17 protein-coding genes and 1 tRNA gene are annotated in these 25,246 nt (G+C 58.9%); 7 read left to right on the top strand and 11 right to left on the bottom strand.

The features are described 5' to 3' along the window. Positions 1-1,248: 1,248 nt before the first annotated feature. The gene (locus ACB035_RS05175) at positions 1,249-1,875 is read left to right on the top strand and encodes a porin family protein (protein ID WP_371166836.1); all 627 of its coding nucleotides are present in this window, start codon (positions 1,249-1,251) and stop codon (positions 1,873-1,875) included. A gap of 84 nt (positions 1,876-1,959) precedes the next feature. On the opposite strand, the gene ACB035_RS05170 is transcribed toward ACB035_RS05175, so the two are convergent. Beyond that, positions 1,960-2,958, bottom strand: a complete 999-nt coding sequence (locus ACB035_RS05170; protein WP_371166835.1) for a diguanylate cyclase — start codon at positions 2,956-2,958, stop codon at positions 1,960-1,962. A gap of 266 nt (positions 2,959-3,224) precedes the next feature. Next, the gene (locus tag ACB035_RS05165; protein WP_371166834.1) at positions 3,225-3,704 is read right to left on the bottom strand and encodes a GNAT family N-acetyltransferase; all 480 of its coding nucleotides are present in this window, start codon (positions 3,702-3,704) and stop codon (positions 3,225-3,227) included. A gap of 662 nt (positions 3,705-4,366) precedes the next feature. Between ACB035_RS05165 and drt2 the strand changes: the two genes are divergently transcribed. Beyond that, on the top strand, positions 4,367-5,644 hold the full coding sequence (gene drt2 / locus ACB035_RS05160; protein WP_371166833.1) for an antiviral reverse transcriptase Drt2: 1,278 nt from the start codon (positions 4,367-4,369) through the stop codon (positions 5,642-5,644). Positions 5,645-5,704: 60 nt separating this feature from the next. Here drt2 and recD read toward each other — a convergent pair whose 3' ends face one another. The 6 genes from recD to ACB035_RS05130 form a co-directional block, all read right to left on the bottom strand. Next, on the bottom strand, positions 5,705-7,768 hold the full coding sequence (recD, locus tag ACB035_RS05155) for an exodeoxyribonuclease V subunit alpha (RefSeq protein ID WP_371166832.1): 2,064 nt from the start codon (positions 7,766-7,768) through the stop codon (positions 5,705-5,707). Beyond that, a complete protein-coding gene (gene recB / locus ACB035_RS05150; protein WP_371166831.1) occupies positions 7,765-11,373 on the bottom strand; it encodes an exodeoxyribonuclease V subunit beta in 3,609 nt (1,202 codons plus the stop codon). The genes recD and recB overlap by 4 nt, the downstream gene beginning before the upstream one ends. After that, positions 11,373-14,747 (bottom strand): exodeoxyribonuclease V subunit gamma, encoded by a 3,375-nt coding sequence (gene recC / locus ACB035_RS05145; protein WP_371166830.1) that lies wholly within the window; start codon positions 14,745-14,747, stop codon positions 11,373-11,375. The genes recB and recC overlap by 1 nt, the downstream gene beginning before the upstream one ends. Positions 14,748-15,005: 258 nt before the next feature. Further along, the gene (locus tag ACB035_RS05140) at positions 15,006-15,398 is read right to left on the bottom strand and encodes a DoxX family protein (RefSeq protein WP_005336513.1); all 393 of its coding nucleotides are present in this window, start codon (positions 15,396-15,398) and stop codon (positions 15,006-15,008) included. A 39-nt stretch (positions 15,399-15,437) separates the two neighbouring features. Continuing rightward, positions 15,438-16,124 (bottom strand): pirin family protein, encoded by a 687-nt coding sequence (locus ACB035_RS05135; protein ID WP_202005100.1) that lies wholly within the window; start codon positions 16,122-16,124, stop codon positions 15,438-15,440. Positions 16,125-16,154: 30 nt separating this feature from the next. Further along, positions 16,155-16,487 (bottom strand): hypothetical protein, encoded by a 333-nt coding sequence (locus ACB035_RS05130; RefSeq protein WP_013723379.1) that lies wholly within the window; start codon positions 16,485-16,487, stop codon positions 16,155-16,157. A gap of 258 nt (positions 16,488-16,745) precedes the next feature. On the opposite strand from ACB035_RS05130, the gene ACB035_RS05125 reads away from it, so the two are divergent. Then, a complete protein-coding gene (locus ACB035_RS05125) occupies positions 16,746-17,660 on the top strand; it encodes a LysR family transcriptional regulator (protein ID WP_129503088.1) in 915 nt (304 codons plus the stop codon). Positions 17,661-17,759: 99 nt separating this feature from the next. After that, on the top strand, positions 17,760-18,179 hold the full coding sequence (locus tag ACB035_RS05120) for a hypothetical protein (RefSeq protein ID WP_100652358.1): 420 nt from the start codon (positions 17,760-17,762) through the stop codon (positions 18,177-18,179). Positions 18,180-18,358: 179 nt separating this feature from the next. On the opposite strand, the gene ACB035_RS05115 is transcribed toward ACB035_RS05120, so the two are convergent. After that, complete coding sequence (locus ACB035_RS05115) at positions 18,359-18,706, bottom strand: hypothetical protein (RefSeq protein ID WP_100652356.1); 348 nt, start codon at positions 18,704-18,706, stop codon at positions 18,359-18,361. 199 nt (positions 18,707-18,905) lie between these two features. Between ACB035_RS05115 and ACB035_RS05110 the strand changes: the two genes are divergently transcribed. The 3 genes from ACB035_RS05110 to ACB035_RS05100 all read left to right on the top strand — a co-directional run bounded on the left by ACB035_RS05110 (position 18,906) and on the right by ACB035_RS05100 (position 22,552). Further along, complete coding sequence (locus ACB035_RS05110; protein WP_042052907.1) at positions 18,906-19,628, top strand: response regulator; 723 nt, start codon at positions 18,906-18,908, stop codon at positions 19,626-19,628. Positions 19,629-19,661: 33 nt separating this feature from the next. Then, positions 19,662-21,023: an ATP-binding protein gene (locus tag ACB035_RS05105; protein WP_021231762.1), complete on the top strand. Its 1,362-nt coding sequence runs from the start codon at positions 19,662-19,664 to the stop codon at positions 21,021-21,023. A 140-nt stretch (positions 21,024-21,163) separates the two neighbouring features. Then, positions 21,164-22,552, top strand: coding sequence for a diguanylate cyclase domain-containing protein (locus ACB035_RS05100; protein ID WP_371166829.1), 1,389 nt, complete (start codon positions 21,164-21,166; stop codon positions 22,550-22,552). Positions 22,553-22,619: 67 nt separating this feature from the next. Here ACB035_RS05100 and ACB035_RS05095 read toward each other — a convergent pair whose 3' ends face one another. Then, positions 22,620-24,572, bottom strand: coding sequence for a ligand-gated channel protein (locus ACB035_RS05095; protein ID WP_371166827.1), 1,953 nt, complete (start codon positions 24,570-24,572; stop codon positions 22,620-22,622). Positions 24,573-25,156: 584 nt separating this feature from the next. Further along, positions 25,157-25,233, bottom strand: a tRNA-Asp gene (locus ACB035_RS05090). Positions 25,234-25,246 lie beyond the last annotated feature (13 nt).

The raw sequence follows: 25,246 nt of genomic DNA, 5'->3' as shown, positions 1-25,246 counted from the left end.
TTGCATGGTTATGCCGAGTCAGCTTCTGACCTGTTTTTACCTTCAAGGCTCAGATATTGACACCGAAAAAACAGCCTAGAGAAAAAATCGCCTACAACGCCCATCAGGACAGACCAGTTGAACGATGAGGTCGCAAAATCTGACACCAGACAGTGCATATCTTTCAACCCGCAAACATTTTGCTAGTGCTGCATAGAACATCGCGCATAATCGAAACGTATCGAATTCAAGACCCTTCCTGGTTGAGAAATCGATTGTTTGCTTCCAAATTTTTATCTTTTAAACCGTAAGGTTTTTTCTCTTTCCTGGCATTGGGCGGCGCTGATAGCACCGCCCTTTTCTTTTCCCTGAATTCGCAGGTCAGGTCAAGGGCCCCGGCAAGGGGAAGTGTCACCGGTCACCCGCCGCCCACTGATGCACCAGCCACCACGACCTCTCTGGTAAGGTATTCTAAACAGCCACCAATACCGTGTTATTGCCATTCAATATATTTAAATGGCTTGCTTGGAAAGCTTCGAAAAATATAAAAACGAATATAACAAAGTTATTTAAAACGCCAAAAACCTATCTTTTAAATGGCTTGGATATATAAGCAAACAAAATTAATCAGACCGTACACCCCATATCTGCTTATCACACCTCATGCCCACCCCAACGAGTGCTGCCGGGAGAAATGAAAAGCCACCCACAAACGCCCATTCGCGTATCTGATGGGCAACATGGCCCACGTAAAAACAGCCTCAAAAGACCACCAAAACCCTCAATGGGAACAATCCCAAACCTCAAAAAGAGCAAAAAACAGGCAAAAAGATAGATTTTTTTCTCACGGTTTCACCTTGTTAGGCGCTCACAAAAACATCAAAATGAGCCTGATGCCAATCAGTGACATCTGAGATACCAATTTTTAGACAACTCATCACGGCTACGCTCGAATGAAAATTTAATGCCGATACAAATCAATCACATAGAATCAAAACCGAACTCTCAGCCTGTCATTTGCCTCACCAGTTAATTATTTAAATCTCAATAAAGCTAAAACTCTAATAACACCATTTATTAAACAAAATGCCCCTGCTTGCAGCCAGTCATATTTAGAAGAATGGGGAAATCACTCTCTTGTTATTCAGAAATTCGCTGACTATACTGCGGCCCCTCTGTGAAAGCAGAGCAATGACGGAAATATAAAAAGCTTCATGGATTGAGCAATATAAATCACACGCAGTTCACGCAACACAAGGTTATTTATCCATGAACAAGTTTAATAAAATTGCCGCTTTCTCCCTGCTTGCTCTGACCATGAATGGCGGCGCCCATGCCGAAGGCTGGTATGCAGGTCTGGATCTGACTACCTCCAAGATGGATCTCGATGGTGCGGCCAAAGACGCCTATGACGCCAAAGTGATCGACGACCAGCTCGACGGCGGCAGCCTGATCGTGGGTTACAGCTTCAAACCCTGGCTGGCCGTTGAAGGTGGCCTGCACGCCCAACAGATGGATCAGCTGACCTGGGTGACCTCCCCGATTGCAACCGGCTTTGCCGACACCACTATCGAAACCCGCAGCATCAGCCTGGCAGTCAAGCTGAGTCAGCCGCTGGCCTGGGGCTTCAGCGCCTATGCCAAACCGGGCATCGCCTACACCCGCACCGAAGTGGAAGTTGTCGGCAACGCCACCCTCCTCGGCTTCAGCGGTCAGGTAAACGAGAGCGCAACCAAGAGCAAGGTACACCCCAATCTGGAAGTAGGTCTGGACTACGCCTTCAACGACCACTTCTCTGCCGGTATCGGTTACGAGCGCCAGTTCGACGCCCTGAGCCTGGGTGACGAGCACTACTCTCTGGATACCTTCAAGCTGGGTCTGCGCTACCACTTCTAAGTCGCGCCGCGTCAGTAACAATGCAAAAGGGCCGCAGGTTTCAAACCTGCGGCCCTTTTTACTGCTCTTTTTCCGTACCCCGCGTTAGCAGATCTGGTCTTTACCCAGCTGCTTGGCCTGATAGAGCGCCCGATCGGCGCGCACCATCAGGCTCTCTTTCTGCTCATCCTGCTGATACTCCGCCAGCCCGAAGCTCATGGTAGCGGGCGCATGGGGACAGATGGGCTCGCTCGCCATCAATGCCTGAAACTTGCTCGCCACCACCAGCGCATCCTCGCGGCCGGTGTTGGGCAACAACACCATAAACTCGTCACCACCCCAGCGGGCCAGCAGATCGATCTCGCGGATATGACGGCGCACCAGCGCCACTATGTTGATCAGGGTCTGATCCCCGGCGTTGTGGCCATAGCTGTCGTTGATCTGCTTGAAGTTGTCCACATCCATGGCGATCACCGTAAACGGCTGATGGAAGCGTCGCGCCCGCTCGCACTCCAGCTGCAATGCCCGCTCCAACCGATAGCGGCTGGCGGCGCCAGTCAGGGCATCGGTCTCTGCCAGCAGACGGTTCTCCTCGGCTTTCTGTTGCAGCGCCTCGTTGAGTCGCACCAGCTCGGAGGTGCGCTCGGCAACCTGCTGCTCCAGCGAGTGATTGCGCCGCTCCAACTGCTCCAGCAACAACTTGCTGGCGTGGATATCGCGATGGGCGCCGATCATCCGCGCCACAGACCCGTCGGGATTGCGCTCAATGATGCGGCCACAATCCTCAATCCAGAGGTAACTGCCATCCCGGCAGCGGCAACGGTACTCGGCACGATACTCATGGGCGCTGCCGCTCAGGCAGAGATCGAACTTCGCCATCACCGCCGCCAGATCGTCGGGGTGGATCACGTTCTCCCAGGTGAAGACGGTATTGCCGAGGGAGTGAGGCTCGTAACCCAGCATCCGGTACCAGCCCGGGTTGCGATAGACAAAACCGGTATTGGCATGCCAATCCCAGATGCCATCGCTGGTCACCTCCAGAATGCCATGCACCACGGCCTCGCTGACATCCGAGATCCTGATCGTGTCACTGTCCTGCACCATAGCAGTTATCCTTGTTCTTCCGCCCCGCGCCACCACGGGGAATCGCGCTGTTGTCATGAGGCGCTACCTTGGCATATTGCAACAGATCTGTCAGCCAGAACCCCACCGCACCACCGCTTCCCCGGTTATCGGCCACTCACGGCGCAGGCTAAATCAGGGTGGCCATAAGTGTGGCTCAAGCGCGCCCCATTTACCGGATTTAACTCACAATTCAGTCATTTGGGGGATGGGAAGAATGAGGGGATACGCTGGAGCAACCACAGATGTCACTCGGCCAGAGTCAGCCGATAAAAATCCGTCTCCCGATGTTTCGGATTGGGGCGCAGAAATACCCAGCCAAAGCGCCGGTAATGACTCAAGGCCCGCACATTGGTACGACTCACGGAGAGAATGGCCCATTTACAACCCGCCCCCAGCAACTGCTGGCGGATATATGTCTGCAACTCGGCAGCCAGACCGCTGCCACGATATTCGGGGAACAGATAAATCAGCTGCACATAGCCGGTCTCGGGCTCATCGGAAAAGCTGCGAAACTCCAGCTGGCCCACTCGTTGTTCACCCGCCCAGACATGGAGGTAGTGCCATTGCGCTTGCCCCAGCCTTTCGCGGATCCGCTCCCGATAGCCGTCGATAAAGTCGGCAAAACCATCATGGGTATGAAAGCTGCAAAAATAGGCATCCCTGCGCGCCTGCACACAGAGTTCGTAATCCCGATCCAGATCGATGGTGTTAAATTCAAGTCTCAAGCAATGACATCCTGTCGTGTGTTGGTTGGATGTAGGGTGTAATAAGCGCAGCGCATTACACCTTTTGGCAGATAAATAGCAGCGGTGCAATTCACTTCGTTTATTGCACCCTACCGGATTTCACGAAGCGGGCGAACTGGGCATTGTGCCAACCTGCTCCCCTCACCCTAGCCCTCTCCCAGAGGGAGAGGGGATAAAGCAGCATCGGAGATATGGTGTTAGCAATCACGTTATAACCACGGGGCCAAACCTCCCTTCTCCCCTTGCGGGAGAAGGGCTGGGGATGAGGGGAAGGAAAATAATATTTCATGGTAAACATTTGGCTTAGCAGGCGAAGATTCAACCAAGAAATTATTGAGTTTTTTCTCACCATAATTTATTATGTCTTCGCTTACTTATTTAGGAAGTAAGGTGTATCACAAGCTGTCAAGTAGAACGCTCACCAGTACACTGGCTAGCAGACGACTTGCATGGCCGCAGATGGCTAGTAGACTCACGTCGAACACTCCTGCGATGATGGTATCATATATCATATCTGACATTCGTGGCCGACATCATATAGATGTTGTGAATGCGTATTTAAGTACGTTTGTTAAGCCCGGATTGGGAATCGGATGGCCACAGTCCTTTACCTTTCCGGGTTTTGCAATTTAAGGCTCAATATGATGAACTCAGAAAATCAATGGTTTCGGAGTCGTGGCTACTTACATTTTGATTCTCCAGTAAAATTACGGAAAGCATGTCAAATTGTCAAATCTCCCCTTAATGTTGCCCAACATGCTTTTTTTCCTCTAATCAAGTACAATATACAAAGCCTTAAAATATCAATAGACAAAGATGGTAATGTTCAAAAGAAAATAAAAACAAGACCAATCTCATACGCATCACATATCGACTCTCACATTTACTCTTACTATGCAGGGTTACTCTCTGATTTATATGAAAAAGCTCTCTCTGAATCGCAATTAGAAGAATCTGTACTTGCTTTCAGATCTCTTGGGAAAAGTAATATTGATTTTGCTAACATTGCCTTTGAAAAAATAAAGGCTCATGGTGATTGCACTGCAATCGCGATGGATATCTCTGGTTTCTTTGATAATTTAGATCATGAAATACTCAAATCAATGTGGTGCAAATTACTCCAAGAACAATCATTACCAAATGATCATTTTAATATATACAGGTCTCTAACTAAATCATCTGTGGTCAATAGAGACCTATTGTATACAGCACTTAAAATATCGAGAAACAACCCCAAAGCTGCAGGATTAAGGCTTTGCAATATAAAAACATTCAGAGAGAAAGTTCGAGGTCTTGGGTTAATAGAAACCAACTCGACTGGAAGAGGCATACCACAAGGAACATCTATAAGTGCGCTTCTGTCTAATATATACATGCTAGATTTCGACAAGAAAATAAAAGACATAGTGACATCTATTTCAGGAGAATACTATCGTTACTGTGATGATATGCTTTTTATCATCGACAGTGATAAAACCCGAGAATTAATCTCTCTGGTAACACAAAGTATCTCCGAGCTAAAAATAGAAATAAATGATGAAAAAACTGAGATTAGAACTTTCCATACATGCCGTGGGGTTCAAAAATGTGACAAGCCACTACAGTACTTAGGCTTTATTTTTGATGGTGAAAGAAAGTTACTTAGATCGGCGGCACTAGCTAGGTTTTCGGGCAGAATGAAAGCTGGGGTTAGGTTAGCTAAAAAGACGCATCAAAAAGCCAACCTTATTGAAGAGGAAAATGGTGTAGCGAAAACACCACTATTTAAGAAGAAAATTTATGAGCGTTACTCGCATTTAAGCAAGCGAAATTTCATCACATATGGCCATAAAGCGGCAAATATAATGGGTTCTAATGCGATTAAAAAGCAATTAAAACCTCTTTGGGGGCGACTGCTCAAAGAGATTAATGAGCAATAATTTTCCACTCCTAAAAACATACGTTGACGGCGGCAACTCCCTTTACCGCCGTCCAATTGCTCACTCCCCCAACCTCTCCGCCAATCCGGAATAACGCTCGGTCTTTTTCCGTACCGCCTGTGCCAGCAGGGCGCGATCGCCGTAGAGATCGAGCCGCGCCTTGGCGCGGGTGATGCCGGTATAGACCAGCTCGCGGGTCAGCAGCGGGCTGGGGCTGTCGGGTAGCACCAGCACGGTATGGGCAAACTCCGACCCCTGGGATTTGTGGATGGTCATGGCGTAGACCGTCTCGTGGGGCGGCAAGCGGCTGGGCAACAGGGCACGCAGGGTGCCGTCCGGCTGCTCAAACCATACCTTTAACCGGCCAGTTTCATCGGGCAGGCAGAGCCCCATATCGCCGTTATAGAGGCCGACGCCGTGGTCGTTGCGCACCACCATCACAGGGCGACCGGCATACCAGTCGCCATCGCGGGCAATCAGGCCTGCCCGTGACAGGGCCAGTTCCAGCCGCTCGTTAAGTCCCAGCACCCCGAACGGGCCATCGCGCAGGGCGCAGAGGATCTGGAAGCTGTTGAATGCCTTGAATACGGCGGCGGGCGCTTCCCCCGCGCGGGCCGCCTTCAGATAGCTGCCGTAACCGGCCACCCCCTGGGCAATCAGGGCACCGTAGGCCTCCCCGGCCCAGGGGTGCAGGCTGATATCCCTAAAGCCCATGCCCCAGACAGCTTCCACCGCCGCGGCATCGCCGCTATTGCAGGCGCGCGCCAGCTGGCCGATGCCCGAATGCTGATCAAAGCGCCAGCTCTTGGCCAGCAAACAGAGGCTGTCGCGCACCGGAGCCCCTGCGGGCGAGCCCTGCAGGCGGTAGCCAGTCTGGCGGGAGAGCCAGTCCGCTTGCGCCGGGCTGATCCCCTGTTCGATAAAGCTGCAGATATCGCCGAGCACGGCCCCCGCCTCCACCGAGGCGAGCTGATCCTTGTCGCCGAGCAGGATCAGGCGGGCGTGGCTCGGCAGCGCATCGAGCAGACGCGCCATCATCGGCAGGTCGACCATGGAGGCCTCATCCACCACCAGCAAGTCGAGGTGCAGCGGGTTGCCCGCATGGTGGCGGAACTGGCTGCGCCCCGGAATGACCCCGAGCAGCCGGTGCAAGGTGCCCGCTTCGGTGGGGATCGCTTCCACCCATTCGGGGGGCAGATCGAGGGCCTGCAGGGCAGAGCCGATACTCTCGGTCAGGCGCGCCGCCGCCTTGCCGGTGGGGGCCACCAGCCGGATCGCCGGGGCCTTGCCCGCTTGCAGGCCGGTCTCCACCAGAATGGCGAGCAGTTTGGCCACAGTCGTGGTCTTGCCGGTGCCGGGGCCGCCGGAGATCACCGCAAAGGGGCGCGCCGCCGCCGTGGCCGCCGCCAGCTTCTGGCCGTTGCAGCAGAGCGCCTCGGGCACCAGCACATCCAGCTTGCTCAAATCGCTCGCCGCCTGCGCACTGGCGAGCAGCGCCTCGCTGGCGGGCCAATCCACTTCATTGGGGAACACCAGATCGAGATACTTCTCGATAAAGTGGCGGGCCGAAAAATCGGGGGCGAGGCGGGCCTTGAGCAGCGCCGCGAACACCAACCCGTAGTCGCGGGCAAACAGCCGCGACAGGGCCGGGGCAATCTCCGGCCATTCGGCACGTTCACTCAAAGCGCGCAGATGGCGGGCCACCCCCAGTTCAAAATCGTGGTAACGGGTGAGGTAGAGACGCCCGTGCCACAGCCGCAGCGGCCAGCGCGGGGCGAGCCCCTCATCCTGTTCCGTACCCACGAGCGGGCTTGCCGCAAACAGGGCGGGCCAGCGGGCAGGATCCGCCAGATCAGACAACAGATCCCGGCTCTGCTGGGGATCCAGCCCGAACGGTCGCAGGGATCCGGCAGTCAACATTTCAAGCGGCAGACAGACATGGCCGCGCCCCAGCTCGAAGCAGGCGAGCGCCGCCCCCAGCACCAGCTCGGGGCTGCCACCAAGGTCGGCCACCAGCCGGGCAAATTGCAGATCCAGCTGGCGGATACGGCCAGCCAGCGCCAGTGTTTTGAGCCGTTCAACCATCATTGCGCTGGTCGCGGTGCTGATCATGGTGCCGCTCATGCCTCTACCTCGTTCAATGCTTGGGATCCCGCTGTTGACGGCTCACTGCCTTCGCTAAACAACTTATCCAGCCCCAGCACCAGTTCACGGCTCGGGCGGGTATGGAAAATGCCCCCCTTCGGCATGCCACGCAGGAACAGATAGAAAACGCCGCCAAAATGCTGCTCGAAGTCGTAGCCCGGCAGGCGCAGGGTAAGCAGCCGGTGCAGCGCCAGCGAGTAGAGCTGGTATTGCAGGTCGTAGCGGTGCTCGGCCATCGCCCGCTCCAGCGCCGGACGACTGTAATCGGCGGGGCTCATGCCGAGGTGGTTCGATTTGTAGTCGAGCAGATACCAGCGCCCCTGCCACTCGAACACCAGATCGATAAAGCCCTTGAGCATCCCCTGCACTGTGGCAAAGCTCAGCGGTTTGTTGCCCCGCGACAGCGGGTCGTGCTGCTGGCAAAGCGCGGTCAGCGCCGGCGCAGTCACTCGCCCCATGGGCAGGAAGAACTCCAGCTCCACCTGCTTGCGGTCGGCGCTCAAGTCCCGCAACCGCACCGGCTCGCCAAAGCCGGTATCCAGAGGGGTATCGAGCACCGCCTCCACCTGCTGTTGCAACACGGGGGCCCAGCTCTCGTCGAAGCCATCTTGCGCCAGCAGGGTGGCAATATGCTCCGCCAACGGCTCGCCCGCGGCGCTTTGAAAGTCGATGGTCTCGAACAGACTGTGCAGCAAGGTGCCGGGGCGCGCCCCCTTCGGGAAGGTAAAGATGGAGGGCTGGGGTGCCTCGTCCGGTTGCTCGGAAGCCAGCGCGGCCGCCTCGGTCACCACCTCGTCATCGAAGCCGGGATTGGCGAGTACGCCCTTGCTGTGACCGTGCCCCTGCGCCGCCAGCCCCGAGTAGGAGCTGATCCACCAGTCCCGCTCAAGGGAACCGCTAAAGTGGCGCACCTGCGGCTCGCCCAACTGCTCCTCCTCTGGCGGCAGCGGGGCCGGACGGGTGAGCGAGGGCTCACCGACGGCCACCCCGGGCAACGCCTGTGCCAGCTCGGTCAGGGCGGTCGCCAGCGTCTGTGCATCCCCCTCTTCGCCCTTTTGCAGCAGGTAGCCGATGGCGGTGTGGTGCAGGTCGGTCTTCTCCGACTTGCCCGCCCCCGCCCGCACCGGCGCCAACCCCAGCCAGGTGGCGTAGACGCCCCGGGTCAGGGCCACATAGAGCAGCCGCAAATCTTCCGCAAGGCGCTCCCTGTCCGCTTCGGCGAGCGACGAGTCGGCGCCGGTCAGATCGAGAATGGTGCGATTGCCCGCCTCGTCCGCCTCGTGATAGAGCGGGGTCTCGGCGGTTCTATGGCTGCAGATAAAGGGCAGGAATACCAGCGGGTACTCCAGCCCCTTGGATTTGTGGATGGTGACGATCTGCACCAATTTCCGCTCGGATTCGAGGCGCAGTACCTGCTCCGCATCCTGGCAGTTGGGGCGGCTCACCGCCTCCCCCAGCCAGCGCAGCAGGGCATACTCCCCGTCCAGCTCGCTGCTCACCTGTTGCAGCAGCTCGCCAAGATGGAGGAAGTTGGTCAACCGCCGCTCGCCGTAGGGGCTCGCCAAAAGCGAAGAGGCGAGATTGCGTCGGTGCAGCAGGGCCCGCAGCATCGCCAGCACGCCGCGGCGGTGCCAGATCTTGCGGTACTCCATAAACTCCTGCACCGCGCTCTCCCACGCCCGCTCGTCGCTGGCCAGCCCATCGAGCGCCTTGGCGTCGAGATCAAACAGGCCGGTGGCGAGCGCCGCCCGCAGGCTGCGCTCTTCGCTCGGGTTCTGGCAGGCGTGCAAAATCAACAGGATCTCCCGCGCCTCCACCTGCTCCAGCACGCTCTCGCGGTTCGACAGATAGACGGAGGCGATGGCGAGGCGCGCCAGCTCCTGCTGCACCAGCTTGCCCTCGCTGCCGGTGCGTACCAGCACGGCGATATCCCCGGCCTTCACCGCTTTGTCACCGATCTGCGCCTTGCCCTCGCGGGCCAGCGTCAGCAGGCGGTGGATCTCGGCGGCGGTGGCGCGGGCCATCTTGCTCTGGTAATCCCCCCGGTTGAAGGTGGGCTGGCCGCTCAGCTGCCAGCAGTGGAGCACCGGCGCAGTAGCGCCATCGAGCAGCAGCGCCTTGCTCTTGCCCTGCGCCTCCACCGGCAGGAAGGGGATATCCGCCTCGTAGATAAAGGGATCTTTCGCCCGCTCGAACAGGCCGTTGACCGCCCCCACCAGCGCACTGCTGGAGCGCCAGTTGCGCCCGAGGGTGTAGTGGGCGCTCACATTTCGCCGCGCCTGAATGTAGGTAAAGATGTCGGCGCCGCGAAAGCCGTAGATGGCCTGCTTGGGGTCACCGATCATCAACAGCGCCGTGTCTGTGTGGCCGCCGTAAAGCCGATGGAAGATGCGGTACTGCTGGGGGTCGGTATCCTGAAATTCATCGATCATCGCCACCCGGTAGGTGGCGCGAATGCGCTCGCAGAGCCGCTCGCCAAGGCTGGAGCCAAGCGCCCCGTCGAGGTCTTTGAGCAGGTCATCGAACGAGAGCTGATGAGCCTGCCGCTTGCTGGCCTGCATCCGGCTGCGCACCACCTTGGCCGCCCGTTGCAGGATCAGATCCCGAATACCGGGGCGGCTGGCCAGCAACTCGTCTATCTGGCTGAACAGCGGCAGGGTCGGCACTGCCCCCCCCTTCTTGAGGTTCTCCTCCAGCACCGTCTGGCCGAAGCGCTCCAGCTCCTTGGGAATGGCGTAGCCACTGCTCTCGTCCTGTGCCCAGTCGGCTATCTTGGCAAGCCACCCTTCGTAGTTCTTGCCGGTGTAGCGGCTGATCTGGCCGTCGGTCTGGCGGCGGATCTCGTCCGTCTGCGCCAGCCATTCGCTCTTCACCGCCGCGATGCGACTCATGGCCGCCTGATGACGGGCGGCGAGGGTCTCATCCCCCAGCGCGGGGTGGATCTCCAGCTCGCTGTTGTCGAGCCAGCTGCCCATCTCCCGCAGCAGGGCCGCGGGGCTCGGCCAGAGCGCGCGCACCGCGCTGGCGAGGGTTTTATCCACCGGATAGAACTCGGATCGCCAGTAGTCGCTCACCGCCTGCAGCCTGAGCTGGCTGTCGTCGGTAAGAAATTCGGTTTCAAAGAGGGCACCCGACTCGAAGGCGTTCTGTTTCAGCATCCGCTGGCAGAAGCCGTGGATGGTAAAGACCGCCGCCTCGTCCATCTGGCGCTCGGCGGCCAGCAGGCGACGGGCCGCCAGCTCGTGATCGTCCACCTCGGCCAGCAGTTGGGCCAGCAGGGTGTCACTGCTGTGACCGCGCATAAAGGCGAGGCGCGCCTCGTGAATGCGGCCACGGATCCGCCCGCGCAGCTCGGCGGTGGCCGCTTCGGTAAAGGTCACCACCAGAATTTCGGTCACCGAGAGCGGCCGCTCGTGGGCGCTCGGCTGACCGGCATCAGCCCCCTCTTCGATGAGCGGGCCGTGGCCCAGCAGCAGGCGCAGGTAGAGACCGGCTATGGTGTAGGTCTTGCCGGTACCGGCGGAGGCTTCGATCAGTCGTTCACCATGGAGGGGAAAACGCAGGGTATTGAGCGGGTTAGCCATTATTTCAGCTCCTCCAGGGTCTTGAGCAGCGGGGTCAGGTGTTCGCGGGCCAGCGCCTGCAACTGACCAAGTACCTCGTCATCGAGTTCGGGGAAGCAGCGGGCGACGTAAACGTCTTGCCCCTCCCCATTGATCATCCAGCCGCCGTTGAAACGGGTGAGGGCCGCCTTGTCGGCCACCTCCGGCTTGTCGGGATCCTTCTCGATCGCCTTGAGCCAATCCCAGGCGGTGTTGGGGAAGAACGGCTGCGGCCGCTTCATCCCCTGCGCCCAACAGGCCACCAGCGCCGCCAGTTTGGGCCGCGCCTCGTCGGCAGCGAGCTTGGCTAACCGCAGACTCTGTTTGGCATCGAACAGCAGGGTGTCGCCGGGGGCGCCACTCAATGAGAGGCAGAGGTGCTGGATCCAGCCCAGCAGCAGATCCTTGCCGTTGAAGCTGCCGGGTTTGACCACCAGCAAGCGCCCCTTCTGAGTGTCGATCCACCCTTGCAGCTGGCCCTGAGTGAGGGAGATATCGATCTCCACCGCCTGCTTTTCTGACTCATTGGCCGCAACCCATGGCCGCAGCCGATCCGCCAGCTTGCCCATCTCGGCATCCAGATCGTCCAGCAGCAGGCTGCCGAACCACCCTTGCGGCAGCAGGCCGGTGAGCTGCAACCGCTCTCGCCGTATGCTCACGCTATCGCTCCGCTCTGGGCTATCCCCCTCTGCCAGATGGGCATCGAGCAGCAGATCTTTCAGCTGATAATGTTGCAGGCCATCCAGCTCGAACGGCTCGCTATCCTCGATGTTGGCTTCGTTCAGCTCAAACCACACCTTGAGGCGGCGGTTGAGGAAATATTTGGTGGGCTGGCGATAGAAGCGCAGCAGCTCCGCCAGCTCCAGCCCCTGCTCCTTGCCCCATTCGGGCGGGAGAGGCAGCTCGCCGCTCTGGAAGTTGGCCGCGCCGCGCACCGGATTGAGGGCGGGCAGCCAGTCGGCGGCATAGGTAAAGAGGCGCGAACCCGGCTCCGGGTAAAAGTAGTTGCGGCTGTAGGGGGTGAGCGGATGCGCCACCATCAGGTGGTTGAGCAGCCGCTTGCCGGAAGTTTCGTCATCGAGATCCTCATCCCCCGCCAGCACAAAGCCCTGCCGCACATAGTCGATCAGCTCCGCCAGCAGGACCGACGGCACCTTGTCGCTGTTGTCCTGCGCGCTGAAGCCCTGATAGCTGATATAGAGCCCCTGCTGGGCACTCAGCAGCGCCTCGAGGAAGAGGTAGCGGTCATCATCGCGACGGGAGCGATCCCCGCGCCGCGACGCTACCGCCATCAGGTCGAACCCCATGGGGGCCAGGGTACGCGGGTAGACGCCGTCGTTCATACCGAGCAGGCAGACCTGCTTGAAGGGGATGGAGCGCATCGGCATCAGGGTGCAGAAGTTGACCTGACCGGCGAGAAAACGCTGGCTGGAGCGGGATTCCCCCAGCACGCTGCCGAGGTAGTCCTGCAACAGGTCGGCGGTGATGGGCTGCTCGAAACGGGCTTCGCCGAGCCGGGTCTGCCACTCGGCCAGCTGGCTGCGAATGAGCTGGAGCTGACGCTCTTCATCTTCGTCGGCCAGATAGAAGCGCTCCAGCAGCGCCAGCAGGCAGGCTTTCCAATCGGCCAGCGGCTGCGCCTGTTGCAGGCGGGGCAAAAACTCGGCCAGCGAGTCGACAAACCAGGCGAGCTTGCCGAGCGCCAAGCCCTGCTGACCCTCGATATCGGCATAGGGCAGAATGCCCGCCACCGGCTCGCCATCCCCCATGGCAAAGCCGAGCAGCATGCGACGCAGGCCGAACAGCCAGCTGTTGCCGGACATCGGCGGCAGATCGAAACGGACGGGGTAGCCGTCATCCAGCCCCCAGCGGATGCCGGTCTCCTGCACCCAGACCCGCAGCTGGTTGAACTCGTCGTCATCCAGCTCGAAGCGGCGCAGCACGGCGGGCACCTCGAGAATGGCGAGCAGCTCCCCCGCCCCGAAGCGGGCGTTGGGCAGCCTGAGCAGGGCGAGGAAGCTTTGCAGCAGCGGGCTCTCCTGACTCGCCGCCCGATCCGAGACCGCAAAGGGGATCTGGCCGCGCGCGCCAAACACCGCCTGAATATAGGGGCCGTAGCTGTTCACATCCGGCATCATCACCACCACGTCTTTCGGGGTGAGGGTCGGGTCCTGCTCGAACAGCGCCAGCAGCCGGTCGTGCAGCACCTCGAGTTCGCGCATCGGGCCGTGGCAGGCGTGGATCTGCAAGGATCCATCCGCCGGGCTGATGGGGCTCTTGTGATGGCTGCTGTCGAGATCGAACTGACCGGCGCCTCGCTCGGCCAGCTCCAGCACATCCTTCTGGATGGCGCGCAGCAGGCTGACATTGCCCTTGGTATCCACCTCGTCGATATCGACGAAGGCCTCGATTTGCGGCACCTCCAGCTCCATCAGCTGATGCAGGTAGTCGCGCCCCAGCTTGCCCATGGAGGCGAGCAGCGGGTTGGCGGGGCCCTGCAACGTCTCGATATCGGTACCGGGTTTGAGCTTGTTTTCGAGGCGCGCCAGGGTCTTGCGATCCAGCAGATCCCCCCAGTAGTAGCGGCAGGGGTTGGTGACGAACAGGTGTACCTCCACCTCAGGCCGGCTGCCGAGGGCCAGCAGCGCCTCCACATAGCGCGGCGGCAGCGCCGAGATGCCGAACACAAAGACCCGCTGCGGCAGCTTGCCCGGCAGATCGGCGGTGCGCTCCAGCTCGTGGATAAACTCCTCGTAGAGGTTGGCACGGTGGTAACCGCTCGGAGAGAGCGCCAGGGTGCGAGCCACCAGCTCGCGCCACAGTTCGGGCTGCCAGTCCTGACCGCTCACCCCGACCAGCTCCTGACTCAATCCTTCCCCCTCTTCCCAACGGGCGATCCAGTCCGGCCGGTAGACCAGATACTGGTCAAAGAGATCCGCTACCTTCTGGCAGAGCTGCCACAACCGCACCTGCTCGGGATCCTTGGCAGGATCCTCCTCATCTCCCCCGCCCAGATAGGCGGCGAGCGGGGCAAAGGCGGGCCGCTCCAGCAAGGCGGGCAGAATGGTCATCAGCTGCCAGCTCATGGATCCCTTGTTGTAGGGACTCTGGCGCGGTACATCCGCCAGCACCCGGGTGAACATCTCCCAGATAAAGCTGGCGGGCAGCGGAAAGTCGATATTGGCGGCGATGCCGAAGGCTTTGGCCAGCTCCAGCTTCAGCCACTGGGCCATCCCCGGACTCTGCACCAGGATCTGCTCCCGATCGAAGGGGTGAGAGAGAGGGGCCTGCCGGATGCGGCTCACCAGCAGCTCTTTGAGCAGATCCAGCTGATTGGAGTGGTAGAGGGTAAACATGAGCAATTCCCGCCTGTGGATGAGAGGGGGCGAGGGAAAAGGCGAGCCATTTCCATCACTTCACAAGAGAGGGAATTGTCGGGGATCGGGGGGGAAGATGCAAAAGGCTCTTGTGGCCAGCAGGCGGGTAAACCGCTGAATCATGAGGGGCGCCGCAGATTTGACGCGCCGCCTCACCTATCCGGAAAACGCAGACAGAAAAAAGCCGGTGCAGTTGCACCGGCCAAAAGGCATTGGAAAACTTGACTCTTCAGAGCATTACCAGTTTTTGCCGAGACGGGCATCCACACTGAAAGCCCCTGCTCCGGCCGCCGCCAGCGCCAGGAAACCACCGGCCACTGAGACGTTCTTCATAAACATCAGCATCTGCATCTGTTCTGCAGGCTGATAATGGAAAATAAAGGCAGCCATCAGGGTGAAACCGGCCAGCAGCACGGAGAGGCTGCGGGTAAAGAGACCCAGCACGACGGCAAGGCCACCACCCAGCTCAAGCAGGATCACCAGCGGCAACATAAAGCCCGGCACGCCCATCGCTTCCATATAGCCCTGGGTACCTGCGTAACCGCCGATCTTGCTCCAACCCGCCATTACGAACATCAGCGCCAGCAGTACACGACCCGCCAGCAGCGCTACATCTTTCATCTTGTCCATTTCATATTCCTCATTTGTGTCACATCACCGCTGACTGCTTCAGGGTAGGTCAAATAACAGAGCTTGGCTGGCACTGGTCGCAACCAGCTCCCACCGGTATTCATCACGACTGAGTACCCCGTCGCCGGGTCGGGCAGCCAGACCGTTTGCGGCAAGCTCCCCTGAAATCATCTGCAGGTAACCGTGTCGGCCAGCCAGTGCCCATTCGAGCGTCTCGCCCGGGGCCAGTTCCAGCCGCCATATGCGGGCCTGTTGGCGGATCCGCAGCGATCCCGCCTCGCCATCCGGTGACGCCACCAGCGTCATGCCCGGTCTGGACTCGATCTTCTTCTGCTGATATCCGGGTGGCGTGCCGAACTCGTTCGGCTCGATCCAGATCTGCAACAGGGAGAGAGGATCCGTCTGCGAGGGGTTGTACTCGCTGTGGCGGATCCCGCTGCCTGCGCTCATCAGCTGGAAATCCCCTGCCGGGATCTGCTCGGCATGGCCGAGGCTGTCCTTGTGCTCTATGGTGCCTTGCAGCACGCAGGTGAGGATCTCCATATTGGCGTGAGGGTGGGTGGCGAATCCGCCACCCGGCGCAACCAGATCCTGATTGATCACCCGCAGTACCGAGTGCCCCATCCACTCCGGGTCATAGTAGTGACCGAAGGAGAAACTGTGGCGCGCGTCCAGCCAGCCAAAGTTGGCCTTGCCCCGCGCTTCTGCGGCTCTCAATTGCATCATGGTCTGCTCCTCACCTACCGGGACGGTTGATTAACGCTGTTTGCCGCTACCGATGCCGAACGGAATACGGTATTCGCTGCTCTGGTCAGCCAGGCTGACGGTCAGGTTGCCCTGGGTACGGCTCGGGATCCGCACCTGCTGGGTGCCTGTCAGATTGGCGTGGACTGATGCCAGCAGATCGCCAGACTCGTCACGCACTTCCAGCATCGGATTGGCTTTGCCATCCATTGCGGCAGTGGCGTTCCAGTTCACAAACAGCACGCCGGGCATGGCATTGAAGTCAGCCGGTACGGAAGCTTGGGCGAAACCAGTGGTCATCAGGCCTGCAACGGCCAGCATCTTGATTACGTTTTTCATGTTCATTCACTCTCTTGTTTTATATGTCATTGCCAAGGCCTTTTCGGCCAGAATCAATGCATCCATGCAAGAGGTTATTCAAATAGTGTGTTGTTCTTTCACCGACATCAGACAGACCGATTTGGTGTGTCACAGTGCGGAACTACCCGCATATTTGGCCGCTCGACGTTCCTGCCTAAGCGTTGATTGAATATTAAAGTGACATGACCTAACTTGTTAGCGAGATAAACTGGCAAACATATTCAAAAAAATTGAAGGTGAGGAATGGCCAAGGAATCGAACAAGGAGCGGGCGCTGACCCTGGAAGCAATCCGGGTGCTGGACGCCATCGACCGCCGCGGCAGCTTTGCGGCGGCGGCCGACGAGCTGGGCAAGGTGCCCTCGGCATTGAGCTATACGGTGCAGAAGCTGGAAGACGAACTGGATGCCATGCTGTTTGACCGCAGTGGCCACCGCACCAAGTTCACCCCGGCCGGACGCATGCTGCTGGAGCGCGGCCGGGTGCTGCTGGAGGCAGCCGAGCATCTGGTAGGCGAGACCCGGGCGCTGGCCCGTGGCTGGGAGACCGACATCACAGTCGCCGTCGATGCACTGGTCCCGGTGCAGGCCCTCTACCCCTTGGTGGAGAAGCTGGCCGAGCAGACCGATACCCGACTGCGGCTGCGGGCCGAGGTGCTGGCGGGTAGCTGGGAGTGTCTGGAAGATGGCCGCGCCGACCTGCTTATCTCCTCCATCAATCCGGACATCATGATGACCGGCATCAAGCATCAGGTGCTGAAAGAGGAGGTGATGCTCTACGTCGCCCATCCCGATCACCCGCTGCATCAGGAGCCCGAACCCTTGGCCGACGAGACCCTGCGCCGCTACCGCGCCATCGCGGTCGCTGATACAGCCCTGCGCAAACCGGTACTTACCTACCGCCTGCTCGACAAGCAGCCGCGCCTCACTGTCAGCACCATGACGGAGAAACGGGATGCCCTGCTGGCAGGGATCGGGGTCGGCACCATGCCACAGAGCTGGATTGAGGAGGACATCCGGGCCGGACGGCTCAAGGTGATCAGCCCCGAATATCGCCATCAGATCCAGGTCGTGCTGGCCTGGCGGCGAGACACCATGGGCAAGGCCAAAAGCTGGCTGGTGCGGGAGATCCCAAAACTGTTTGCAGCTGGTGAGAAATGAGACCCAGTTAACAGAAATGTTAATTGCATGCCTCACTTGACGCCCAATATCTTTGCTGATTTCATAGCCGCCTCATTGAACCCATGGAAGCTGTAGAAAATGAAAAAGAGTTTGCTGGTTGTCCTCACCACCCTACCCCTGTTTGCCAATGCCGGCCTGATGGATTCGCTGACCGACAGCGTCACCAGCAGCGTCAAGGATGCGGCCAGCACTGCCGTATCCGGTGCCATGGACAGCGCATCCAACGAAGCCATCAAGAAGGCATTGGATATCAAGGAAGGCGGCTCCAACAAGCAGGCTATCAAAGAGAAGCTGGGCGCTCCTGCCACCACCAAGACTGAATCCGGTCTGGAAGTGTGGACCTATGATCTGGATGCCCTGAAGAAGGCTTCTCCGCTGCTGGCAGAGACAACCACAACCCTGCTGAAAGATACCGACGCCGCCAAGAAAAACGTGGTCATCAAGTTCGAAGGCGAAACCGTCAAGAAAGTAGAGCTGACCGACAAGGCTCAGGGCTAAGTTCGCTCGTCCGGTGAAGTGGGCTGAACACCCGCATCGGCACAGATAGCAAGAGGGGGAGCACTGGGCTCCCCTCTTTTATTGGCAATCACCAGCGTTCAACCAAGCTCTGCTGCTCAACGCATTAAGCGCAAAAAGGGTGGCCTCGGCCACCCTTGGGTTGATAACAGCTGGCGTTGTTACTGGTTCGCTTCGGCGAACTGCTTCATCGCTTCGGCGTGCTTGGTCATACCGGCGGCACGCTCGTTGAGCTTTTTGATGAACTCCGCCTTCTTGGCAGGATCCTCGATACGATCATAACGTTGCTGCAAGTTGGCCTGGATCTGCTCCGGGGTCATGTTCTGCATGCGGGCCATCTTGTCGTGGCGGCCACCGTGGTGTTTGCCACCCATCATGCCGCCGTCCATCGGGCAATCCACCATGGCACCGGGCTGGCCGGTGGGGGCCGCTTCACTGGCCGCATAGGCGCCCAGCGGCAGGCCAAGGATCAGGGTGGCGGTCAGCAGGGTTTTGGTCAGCTTTTTCATGGTCTATCTCCTGTAGGGATGATTCTGGTTCGGCGCTCTTGCCTTGCCCTCAAGTAAACACCCTATCGGTGTCTGAACTTTGCCAGCATCGCCCTTTTTTGTAGCAGAGTGTGGCATCGTGCGGATCTGGCACACTTTGACACAAACCGCCGGGCGGATTTTCGTATACTCGTGCCAACGCCAAGCAGGGGAGGTATTCATGAACCAGGGCAACACCCACATTCTGGTGGTCGACGATCACAGCGAGATCCGCGATCTCTTGAAGCGCTTTCTGGAACAGCACGGCCTGCGGGTCAGCTGCGCCCGGGATGGCAAGGAGATGAAGCGACTGCTGGAGGAGCGGGAGTTCGATCTGCTGGTGCTGGATCTGATGATGCCGGGTGAAGATGGTCTGACCCTCTGCCGCGAGCTGCGGGTCAAATCGAACCTGCCCATCATCATGCTGACTGCCATGGGGGAAGAGACCGACCGCATCATCGGATTGGAGATGGGGGCCGACGACTATCTGGCAAAGCCTTTCAATCCGCGCGAGCTGCTGGCGCGCATCAAGGCGGTGATGCGCCGCACCCAGGCGGATAACCAACCCGCCGCCGAGACCCTGACCCGGGATCTGCGCTTCGATCGCTGGCTGCTCGACGTCAATCGCCGGGAGCTGGTCGATGAGGATGGGGTGGGCCTGAGCCTCTCCACCGCCGAATTCGATCTGCTCAAGGTGTTTCTGGAACGCCCGCAGCGGGTGCTGAGCCGGGATCAACTGCTGGATCTGGCCCGTGGCCGCGAGGCGGTAGCCTTCGATCGCGCCATCGATACCCTGGTGAGCCGCCTGCGCCGCAAGCTGGAGCGGGATCCCAAGAATCCGGAGCTGATCAAAACCATCTGGGGTGGCGGCTATATGTTCTCCGCCGACGTGACGCAGGTTTAAGCAGTGGGCACCTTGCGACGACTGTGGGCACGGATGTGGCCCAAGGGGCTGACCGGCCAGATCATTCTGGTGGCGCTGGCGGGCTTGATCCTGATCCAGCTGCTCAGTATCCAGATCTACCGCACGGATCGGGAGGAGGCGCTCGGCTTCGTCAACAGCCGCAACGCCATGCAGCGGATCATCTCTGTGGTCAGGCTGCTCTCCCTCTCTCCCCCGTCCCTCTATGACGAGATCCTCAAGGCGAGCCGCAGCGAGACCCTGCTGCTGCGCCTCTCCGACGAACCGCTGCAACCGGATAACCGCAGCCCCCGCTTCGAGCAGCTGGTGCGCTCGCGCCTCAACTATCCCCCCGGCCTCACGGTCGAGATCAGCGCCGAGCTGAAAGAGGATACTCAGCGCAGCAAGGCGTGGGAACATCATGCCCGCATGATGCGGGATCGCAAGGGGCCGCCCCCGCCGCGGGATATGCGGCTCTACGGCTCCATCGAACTGCCCCAGGGGGGCTGGCTGCAGTTCAGCTCGCTGGTCGACAAGGAGGCGGGCAGCTGGTCGTGGCAGACCACCCTCAACCTGATGCTGGTCGCCAGTCTGGTGATCGGGCTGATGGTGCTGCTGTTTCGCCGTGCCACCCGCCCGCTCAAGCAGCTGGCAGGCAATGCGGAGCGGCTAGGACGGGGCGAGGATATCGAGCCCTTGAAAGAGGAGGGGCCGACCGAGATCCGCGAATCGATTCAGGCCTTCAACCGGATGCACACCCGGCTCGACCGCTTCGTGCAGGACAGAACCCGGATGCTGGCGGCCATCTCCCACGACCTGCGCACCCCCATCACCAGCCTGCGGCTACGCACCGAGTTTCTGGCCGATGGCGAGGACAAGGAGCGCATCCAGCAGACCCTGCAACAGATGGAGCAGATGCTGGCGGCCACCCTCAGCTTTGCCCGCGAGGAGGGGCAGCAGGAGGCCACTCGCGAGCTGGATCTGGTCAGCCTGCTGGTCAGCCTGTGCGATGACTATGCCGATACCGGCCAGCCGGTCACCTGTCTGGCGGAGGGCAAAGAGGTCTACGCCTGCCGGGCCAACACCCTGCGCCGGGTGCTGCAGAACCTGATCGGCAACGCCATCAAATATGCCGGCAGTGCCGAAGTGTCGCTGGAGCGGCGCAAGGAGGAGCTGTTGATCCGGGTCTGCGATAACGGGCCGGGGATCGATCCGGCGCGGCTCGAGGATGTGTTCAAACCCTTCGTGCGGCTCGATGAAGCGCGCAACACCGAGTCCGGCAGTGTCGGGTTGGGCCTCTCCATCGCCCGCACTCTGGTGCATCAGCACGGCGGCGAGCTGACCCTGCTCAATCGGCCACAAGGGGGACTGGAGGCGCGGATCAGCCTGCCGCTGTAAGTAGTTACTCTATCCGCCAGCCTTGTCATGGCGCCATTTGCATCATGCAAACTTCATCATTTGAGCGCTTGTTCTTCGATCAGAAAGACGGTGATAATCGGTGACCACGGGACGGTATACGGCAACGGATTGGAGCAAGGATGGCCTCTTCCAGGACAGGAGTCATAGTCAGTATCGGATGGGGGCTCCTGCTACTCGCCCTTGCTCTGCCTGTCTGGGCCAAAGCTCCGGAAGAGCCGATCATCATTACCAACTCCAAAGCCTGGCAGCCCTTCTCCTATATCAATGAGTCGGGCCAGCCGGATGGCCTGCTGATCGATTTGTGGCGTGAATATGCCCGAGTGACCGGCCAGAAGATCGAGTTCAGGCTGGTCGACTGGCAAGGCTCCCTCGACCTGCTCCATGAGGGGAAAGCGGACGTTCACGCCGGACTGCTCTGGTCACCGGAGCGGGACAAACTGTTCGACTATGGCCGGCCTCTCGCCCAGCTCGACTCCCAACTCTTCTTCTCGAGCGAACTGCGCGGCACAGATGTACATTACTACCTGCTCCATGAAACGGTCGGTGTGGTAGCCGGTGGCTACGAGGAGTATTACGCCAGACGCTACTTCCCCGGCACCAGACTGCAGACCTTCAATGACAATGACACCCTGCTGGCGGCGGCCTTTCGGGGCGACATAAAAGCCTTTATCGCCGATCTGCAGGTCGCCAACTTCTACATCTATACCTCGGACGATCCCACCCGCTTTATTCCGGTTCGCCACCTCTATACCGACCAGATCCGCTTTGCGGTGAAAAAGGGCGACTTTGCCCTGTTAAACCGGCTGGAAGAGGGGTTCGCCAAGCTCAAAGAGAGCGATCGAGAGCGGATCATCCGCAAGTGGATGCATGTCGAAACCGTCTACCCCATCCATCTCGGTCCCTGGCTACTTCTGGCCGGTGCATTGATCATGGTGGCCTACATAGTGCAATTGCGCCGCGCCGTTGCCAGCCGTACCACCGAGTTGAGCCGCGCCAACGCCAGACTGGAGAAACAAGCCAGTACCGACCCCCTGACCGGCCTGCTCAACCGACGGGCATTCATGCCCGCCATGGAGCAGCGGCTGGCAAGCGGGGAGCCCTGTGCCCTGTTGCTGTTCGATGTGGATCACTTCAAGGAGACCAATGACCGCTTTGGTCATGGCATCGGGGATCTGTTGCTGGAAAAGCTGGCCACGACTGTGAGCAACCTGTTGCCCGAAGAGGCTCTACTGGCCCGCATCGGCGGCGAGGAGTTTTGCCTGTTGCTGCCGCTGGCCACATTGGCCGAGACAGAGCAATGGGCCGAGCGTATTTGCCTGGAGAGCAACCGGCAAACCCTGCACACCAGCAGCGGCGAGGTGACCCTCTCCATCAGCACCGGGGCAGTCTGGGTAGCCGCAGAGAGAGAGGCTGATGCCGACCAGCTACTACGGCAGGCTGATGCCCTCATGTATCAGGCCAAGGGACGGGGGCGCAATACCTGGCAAGCCGCCCCCTATCAGGCATAGCCCCCTGACGGACACGTAATAAAAACGGCCGCCATCGGAAGATGGCGGCCGCATGACAGGTTCCCTATCAGAAGTTGTAGGTCACGCCCAAGTTGTAGCGGCGACCATCCAGCACAGTGCCATAGCTGCTGTAATCCACCGTCTTGTCGAACAGGTTGTAGACCCCGGCAGTCAGATCCAGATGCTTGTTGGCCTTGTAGACCAGGCCCATGTCAAAGAAGGTGTAGGAAGGAGTCCCCTCCGCCATCTTGACCCGACTCAGGTACTCGGAGGTCTCGCCACGGAAGTTGACCCGTGACCAGAGGCTGAGATCCTCGGTGGTTTGCCAGTCTACGCTGCCGTTGAACATATGGCGTGGCATCTGGTTGAGGGCATGACCCGCCAGTGGACCACTCTTCTGCTCGGACTGGGTAAAGGTGTAGCTGGAGCTGACCGACCAATCCTCATTGATGGCCCAATCCATCATCCCCTCGACACCGCGCATATTCGCCTTGTCGACGTTGACCCGATCACTGATGAAGTCATAGCTGTGACCATTGAGGGTACAGGCGGGATCACTCTTGCTGGTGCAGCGACGCACTTCGGAGATCTTGTTCTTGAAGTCGGTGTTGAACAGGGTAACCCCGGCGTTGAAGCCCTGATGACCGTTCCACAGCAGACCGATCTCTTCACTCACACTGGTCTCGGGTTTGAGGTCCGGGTTACCGACCAGCATGCCATCCAGGCTACCACCACCGGTGACCTGACCCCAGTTGGCCGCCGACATCCGCAAGTCAGGGGAGCGGTAACCGGTCGATACGCCCCCTTTCAGGGTCCAACTGTCATCCAGATGCCAGACGCCATAGAGGCGCGGGCTCCAGTGAGAGCCGTAGTTCTGGTCCCGATCCATGCGGGCGCCACCGGTCAGGGCAAAGCTGTCAGTGAGTGACCACTCATCCTCGACAAACATCGCCCAGCTCCAGCGAGTCAGCTGCTCGGCAGGGTTGGCCACTTTCAAGGTATTGCCCTGATCGTGCAGATCCTCATAGCGATACTGACCACCGACACTCAGGTAGTGATCACCCAGAATAAACTGGGTATGGGTATCGGCGATAGTGTTGGTTAGCTCCATCTTGCGGCCGGGGTTGGTATTGATCTCCTGCTGCAGATAGCTGCTGGAAGAGCCGAAGTCATACTGACCATCATGGGTCAGCGAATAGTTGGTGCGCTCGTAGCGGTTAAGGCTATCTTTCGCCTTCGCAGCCAGCGAATTGCCGGCCGTGCGATCCCGATCCTGCAGACTGCGACTGGCTTCCAGATCAAAGCGGTTATGGTCATCAGGCTTGAAGCTGAGCACCGCCGTGCCACTGCGAGTCTCTTGCTCGGCAAAACCCTGGGTAAATTTGTCTTCACCACGATGGGCAAGCTGACCGTTGAAACGCAGCCCCAACACGCCATCGATCAGTGAACCTGCGGTATAGGCATCGGTCTGGAAGCTGTTGCCAGCATCCTTGTTCTCCTGGAAGGTAGAATCAGCATGAACCGAGCCCTGCCAGGCCAGGCCGGTGGTCTTGCGGGTAATCACGTTAATCACGCCCCCCATGGCATCGGAACCATAACGGGATGACATGGGGCCACGGACGACCTCAATGCGTTCAATCGCCTGCAGTGGCGGCAGCCAGCCCTGCTCGATACCCGGACCATCGCTGTTCGGGCGAGTGCCACGGCTATCCACCTTCTTGCCATCAACGAGCATCAGGGTGTATTTCGACCCCATACCGCGAATGCTGATATCACTGCTGCTGCCACCGCCGGTCACCACCACACCGGGCACATCCTTCAGGGCATCGGTCACATCGCGATATGCCCGCTTCTCCAGCTGCTCACGGGTAATCACAGAGATGGAGGCAGCTGAGTCTTCAATCTTCTGCTGGAAGCCGGAAGCGGTGACGACCATCACCTCTTGTTCGGCAGCATAGGCCTGGGTCGCAAGAAGGGAGCAGATCAGCAAGGCAAGCTTGTTCGGTTTCAAAATTGTCATGTTTTAGCCTGAACATTATTAGTAGGAAGGTGACGTATTCCCTTACTTCACTCATTACAACGCCCTGGCATCCGGCCAGACGCAGTGCTAGAAAAGGCTCATTTGAAAAGCACTTTATTAATCAGCCCGCATTGTAACGACCCCGACCGGATCATTCAAACAATAATGATTATCATTTATCTCGTGTGGTATTCCTGCTACAAAACAGCTCATTCTTGATAAGAGACTGTTTTAATGGAATAAATCCATAAACAAACACGGGAATTAAACAAACAAGCGGAAGCGATGACGTACCGTTGCAAGATGATCTGATTTAATCCTCAAGCTCTATCAGCTCGCAGCGGAACAATATCGCCAAGATGGGATGTGCTGCGATACAGAGGTGGAAACAGTAGCAAGAACACCAACAGGGGAAGGTATTGCCATCGTGGTGGGATGTCGGCAGCTCACCAGCAGGCTAAAACATCAAAACCCGGTCGTGAGACTGGGCTTTGTGTTCGTTCTGGTATGCAAACCTGTGGGTCTTATGGACAAAACCGCCCATAGCAAAAAGGCCTTCCCATTCGGGAAGGCCTTCAAATTAGTGGCGGAGCGGACGGGACTCGAACCCGCGACCCCCGGCGTGACAGGCCGGTATTCTAACCGACTGAACTACCGCTCCGCATTCGGTTAGC

The organism is Aeromonas sp. S12(2024), from assembly GCF_041402305.1.
In the GTDB taxonomy this organism is placed as follows: domain Bacteria; phylum Pseudomonadota; class Gammaproteobacteria; order Enterobacterales; family Aeromonadaceae; genus Aeromonas; species Aeromonas veronii.
The sequence above is the reverse complement of the archived record's forward strand: the minus strand, read 5'-3'. Positions and strand labels throughout refer to the sequence as shown.